Source organism: Mycobacterium sp. (assembly GCF_049647605.1).
Classification (GTDB): domain Bacteria; phylum Actinomycetota; class Actinomycetes; order Mycobacteriales; family Mycobacteriaceae; genus Mycobacterium.
Genome location: NZ_JBARXZ010000112.1, coordinates 1 through 5,257 on the forward strand (window position 1 = coordinate 1; position 5,257 = coordinate 5,257).

The following is a 5,257-nucleotide window of genomic DNA, read 5'->3' on the forward strand; positions in this document are numbered from 1 at the left end:
CCGTCATCTCGATCCGGCAGTCGTCACGGGCCTACGAATTTGTCGATCCGGAACCCGGCGACAACGAGGCCCGCCGCAAGGCCGGGACCATCGCCTCCCTGGCGCAGGCGATCGTGCACGCCGCCGACATGGGTGCGAAGGTGATCAACCTCAGCGTCACTTCGTGTGTGTCGGCGGCCGACCCCATGGACCAGCGGGCTCTGGGGGCGGCGGTGTGGTACGCGGCCACCATCAAGGACGCAGTACTGGTGGCGGCCGCCGGTAACGAAGGCGAGGAAGGCTGCGCGCAGAACCCGCTGTTCAATCCGCTCAACACGGCCGACCCCCGCGATTGGAGCCAGGTCAAGACCGTCTCGTCGCCGTCGTGGTTCTCCGATTACGTCCTGTCCGTCGGCGCCGTCGACAACGCGGGCGCACCGCTGCCGGCCAGCCTGGCGGGTCCGTGGGTCCGGGCCGCCGCCCCCGGCGTCGGGATCATGGGCCTCTCACCGCAATCCGGCAGTCCGGTCAATGCCTATCCGCCGGCGCGGCCCGGCGACCCGAACACCCCGTTCTGGGGAACCAGCTTCTCGGCGGCCTATGTCAGCGGCGTGGCCGCATTGGTGCGGGCGAAGTTCCCGGAGCTCACCGCGCATCAGGTGATCAACCGGATGCTGCAGACCGCGCACAATCCGCCGCGCGGGGTGGACAATCAGGTTGGCTACGGAGTGGTGGATCCGGTTGCCGCCTTGACATTCGACGTGCCGGCCGGGCCTCGGCAGGCTCCTGATGCGCAGAGCAGGGTGATAGCTCCGCCGCCGCCACCGCCACCGCCAGATCACCGTGCGCGCACTGCGGCGTTGGCGTTCGCCGGCGTGACGGCAAGTGTGGTGGTGATCGCGCTGCTGATCGCACGCGCCAGGCGCGCCCGATGACCGCACCGGTACGGCTCGCGGTCATCATCGGCGTATTGCTGGCCGGCCTGCTGGGCTGGTCGTTGGCCGGATATCCCGGCGCCGCCGCCGCTCTGGTCCTGGGAACACTGCTCGCTGTGGTTCGCTGGTGGCGGCAACCGCTGTGGTCTTGGGCGCGGCTGTTCTGGATTCGTCGCCGCGCCATCCATCTCAGCGAACCGGTCACCGTCGCCAACGACCGCTCCGGCGGCGGCGTGCGGTACCAGGGCGGCACGGCGATCGTCGCGGTGCATGTTCTCGGAAAGGCCCACACTCCCACGTTTTTCACCGGATCCACGGCCACCCAGACTGCCAACACTCTTGACATCGCCGAGCTGCACTCGCTGATGCATCAGAGTCTGGGCCTCACCCTGGAATCATTGAGCGTGGTCAGCGCCGGCGCCCGGCGGCGCACCACCGGTGACTATCCCCGGGTGTACGACACCCTCATCGGCACACCGCCGTACGCCGGCCAACGCGAGACCTGGCTGGTGGCGCGGATCAGCGCGGCGGACAACGCCGACGCCGTACAGTGGCGGATCTCGGTGGGAACAGCGGCATTGGCTGCGGCGCAACGGATCAGCGCGACGCTGCGCTGCCAGGGTATTCGCGCCCGTGTCGCCACGGCTACCGACATGGTGGAGATGGAGCGCCGGTTCGGGGCCTCCGCGCTGGCTGCGGGTAGACAGCGCTGGCGGTCGGTCCGTTCCGACAATGGCTGGCTGACGACGTACTGGTACCGCAGGCAGCACATCACCACCGATGTACTGCAGCAGGCGTGGGCGATGCGCGCCGACGGTGTCATGCAGAATGTGACGCTGTTCCCAGATGGCTCCGCGACCGCCACCGTCACCTTGGCGACGGCGCAACCACCCACCGCGACTCCAGCGGTGTTGCTGCGGAACCTGCCTGGTGAGCAGGCTGCGGCCGTGGTAGCCGGTCTGTGCGGGCCGACCGTGCGACTGCGTGGGGTGCGGCGCGGTGTGTTGCCGGCGACACTGACGATTCCTGTCGGACCTTCGGGGGTGCTGATCGGCAAGTTCGGTGCCGGCGACCGGATGCTGGTCCCGCTCGGCGATCCGGGGGAGTTCACCCGTATTCACCTGGCCGCGGACGATACGCTGGCCAAACGCCTGATCATTCGTGCGGTCGGATCCGGGGACCGCGTCACGGTGCACACCCGTGACCTGGCCCGGTGGGCGAGCGTGCGGATGCCCGATGTTGCGGTCACCGCTCGCGCCCGGCCGGTGGCCGGAACCACCGTCAGCGTGGTCGACGGAACAGTGGCTCCGGCGCCCCGGCCCAACACCGTCATCTCGGTCGGACGACCCGGTGAACTCCGCGGCAGCGCCGACGTCGTGATCACCCAGACCGGGCCTGCCACTGTGGACGTCACCGCCGCGGGCCGGCTCTACCATGTGGAGATGGAGCTGTTTCGGGCCGAAAACCGCTATGTGTCAACCGAACCGGTTACCGTGGCTTCCGATCGGGAACTGGTGGACGAGAGCCGATGACAAGCAGCATCTCAACAGCGCGACGACACTTCGACCAGGGTATGGAGCTGCTGGCGAGAGATCCGGCGGAGGCGCTGAACCGTTTCGGCGCGGCCACCGAGGTGGACGAGACCATGGCGGATGCGTGGCTGGGGCGCATCGCTGCCGGGGATGATTCGATGTCGAGCCTGCAGCAGTTGTATGCGTACGGCGCTCGGTTGCACCGGGAAACCAACCGGCTGGGGGCGTCGCTGTCGGCGCACATCAAGGCCGGGCCGTACTTGGCGATCACCGTGACCGAGGCCTCACACGCGGGGCTGGCCCTGGGTTCGGCGCTCACTGATGACGGCCAGTACGAGAAAGCCGAAGCGGTACTGAATGATTCGGCTCTGCTGGACACCTGGGAGAATCACCAGTGGCAGCAGTATCTGCGGGCGTATCTGATGCTGACCACCCAGCGCTGGCCGGACGTGGTCTCGGTGGCCGCCACCGTCCTGCCACCTCAGGCGATCATCATGTCGGCGGTCACCGCCGCGACCAACACCCTGGCTGCCCACGCCGCGGCCCATCTCGGCCAGGGCCGCGTCGCTCTGGACTGGGCGAACCGGGTGGAACTGCGGGCCGCACACGCATCTCCGAGTGAAGGCCGGCGCCGCGACCTGAGCCCCGGGATGGTGGCGGCCATCGACCCGACGGATTTCCCGTTGATCGCAGCCGATCTCGCCTACGTCCGGGGGATGGCGCACCGTCAGCTCGGCGAGGAGGACAAGGCGCAGGTGGTGCTGTCCAAGGCGACCATCAACGGTGCCCTGATCCCGGCGGCGCAGCAGGCGTTGGCGGATTCGTCGCTGCAGTTGCTGGTCACCGACGAGGAGACCATCAACAGCCGCACCAACAAGTGGGATGTCAGCACGGCGCAGACCCGAGCCGACCGTGAAGAGCAGGAAAACGAGGGGCGCCGCACCGAACTGCTGGCCGAGGGCCGGGCGTTGCTCGACCACCAGGTGGGCCTGGCAGAGGTGAAAAAGGCTGTGGCAGAACTGGAAGACCAGATCGAGGTGCGCGCATTGCGGCTTGCGCACGGTCTGCCGGTGACCAATCAGACCAACCACATGCTGCTGGTGGGGCCGCCGGGTACCGGCAAGACGACAACAGCCGAGGCGCTGGGAAAGATCTACGCGGGGCTGGGCATCGTGCGGCATCCCGAGATCATCGAGGTCAAGCGGGCAGACTTCTGCGGGGAACACATCGGCTCGTCGGGCCCGAAAACCAATGAACTGATCAAGCGTTCGCTGGGTCGCATCCTGTTCATGGACGAGTTCTATTCATTGGTGGAGCGACACCACGACGGCCGCCCGGACATGATCGGCATGGAGGCCGTGAACCAGCTTCTGGTTGCACTGGAGGTGCATCGCTTCGACTTCTGTTTCATCGGTGCGGGATACGAGAAGGAAGTCGACGAGTTCCTGACGGTGAACCCGGGCTTGGCCGGCCGGTTCAACAGGAAGTTGCGTTTCGAGTCCTACAGCCCGGACGAGCTCGTGGAGATCGCGCTGCGCTATGGGAAGCCGCGTGCGACGGTGATCGAACCCGCGGCGCAAGAGGCGCTCAATGCGGGGTGCCGGATCCTGCGTGCCTATCGGGCTGCCGACGGGACGCACGGCATCGACGTCATGCAGAACGGCCGGTTCGCCCGAAATGTCGTCGAACGCGCTGAACGGCTGCGTGATTCGCGGGTTGCGGCCCAACATCGCACGGAGCGGGGCTCGGTCACCGTCGCGGATCTCGAAACCATTCGCACCCAGGACATCGCCTCGGCGATCCGCGACGCGTGTGCCGAGAAGCACGTCCCGATCGAGGTCTGAGTCAGCGCCGGGGTCTACGCGAACGGTGGCCGGGTTCGGGCTTTGGATTGGGCGTAGCCGTGCGTGATGGCGGCGGCGATCTCGAGGAAGCGGAGCTTGGTCTCGGAGCTCATCTCCTTGGTCACGTCGATGACACCGCCGGGACGCAGGTGCGGATCGAAGGGCACCCCGACCACGATCTGCCCCCGGCTGGTGAACTGTTGAGCCAGCGCAGTACGGGTGCGTTTCTCGGAGTGGCCGTCGGAGTCGTTGAGCACCACGATGGTTCGGCGCATCAGCTCGGTCCGGCCGTTGTGGGCGAGCCAGTCCATGGTCTGGGCGGCAGCCGCCGCGCCGTCGGCCCACGGTGAGGACACCACGATCAGGGCGTCGACGTCGCGCAGGGCCTCCTGGGTGACCGGGGCGTCCATCGTCGAGCCGCAATCGATGATCGAGATGGTGAAGTGCCGGTCCAGGCGGGTGGCGGCCTCGCGGTAGATGGCCGGATCCAGTACGTGCCGCCCGGCTTGGGCCGATTCGCCGGCCAGGACGTAGAGACCGCTGGCGTTGTTACCGACCCGCCCGCGAAGGTCGGCGAACGACTGAAGATTCTTGTCGGTGGCCACTTCCCAGTAGGACCCGCGCGCGCTCGGGTCGATTCGGCTGGCAAGGCGCCCGAAGGCGGTGTCGGCGTCGATGGCGATCACCCGATCGCCGGGGCGCTGCTCGGCGAGGATCGAACCCACGCTGGCGGCCACCGACGTTTTCCCGACACCGCCCTTGCCGAGTACACCGATCTTCAAATGCCCGGGCAGCGGGGCGCGCAAAATCGCCACCAGTTCGTCGTAGCGGCGTTGCGACCGGGATGGCCCGGGGTTGACCAGCCCGAACGTGGCGCGGTGGACGAGGTTGCGCCAGCCGGCTGCGGGACGCGGTTTGGCGGGGGCCGGAACCGTCCGGATCGGCGGCATGGGCGGGTGGGCCGGAG

The 5,257-nt window shown here is 67.8% G+C and carries 4 protein-coding genes; 3 read left to right on the forward strand and 1 reads right to left on the reverse strand.

The annotated features are described in order from the left end of the window. The 3 genes from WBB07_RS14485 to eccA all read left to right on the forward strand — a co-directional run. Positions 1–914 (forward strand): S8 family serine peptidase (locus WBB07_RS14485; protein ID WP_526308811.1); only part of this gene is annotated, 914 nt, incomplete at its 5' end. Next, on the forward strand, positions 911–2,446 hold the full coding sequence (eccE, locus tag WBB07_RS14490) for a type VII secretion protein EccE (RefSeq protein ID WP_526308813.1): 1,536 nt from the start codon (positions 911–913) through the stop codon (positions 2,444–2,446). The genes WBB07_RS14485 and eccE, both read left to right, overlap by 4 nt. Further along, the gene (gene eccA, locus WBB07_RS14495) at positions 2,443–4,290 is read left to right on the forward strand and encodes a type VII secretion AAA-ATPase EccA (protein ID WP_526308815.1); all 1,848 of its coding nucleotides are present in this window, start codon (positions 2,443–2,445) and stop codon (positions 4,288–4,290) included. Before eccE ends, eccA begins: the two co-directional genes overlap by 4 nt. 14 nt (positions 4,291–4,304) lie before the next feature. Here the strand turns inward: eccA and WBB07_RS14500 are convergent. Next, the coding region (locus WBB07_RS14500) for a MinD/ParA family ATP-binding protein (protein ID WP_526308817.1) at positions 4,305–5,257 on the reverse strand (953 nt) is incomplete at its 5' end.

Coding starts and splice junctions, on each gene's coding strand:
- eccE (WP_526308813.1), top strand. CDS start 911: ATGACCGCACCGGTACGGCTCGCGGTCATCATCGGCGTATTGCTGGCC.
- eccA (WP_526308815.1), top strand. CDS start 2,443: ATGACAAGCAGCATCTCAACAGCGCGACGACACTTCGACCAGGGTATG.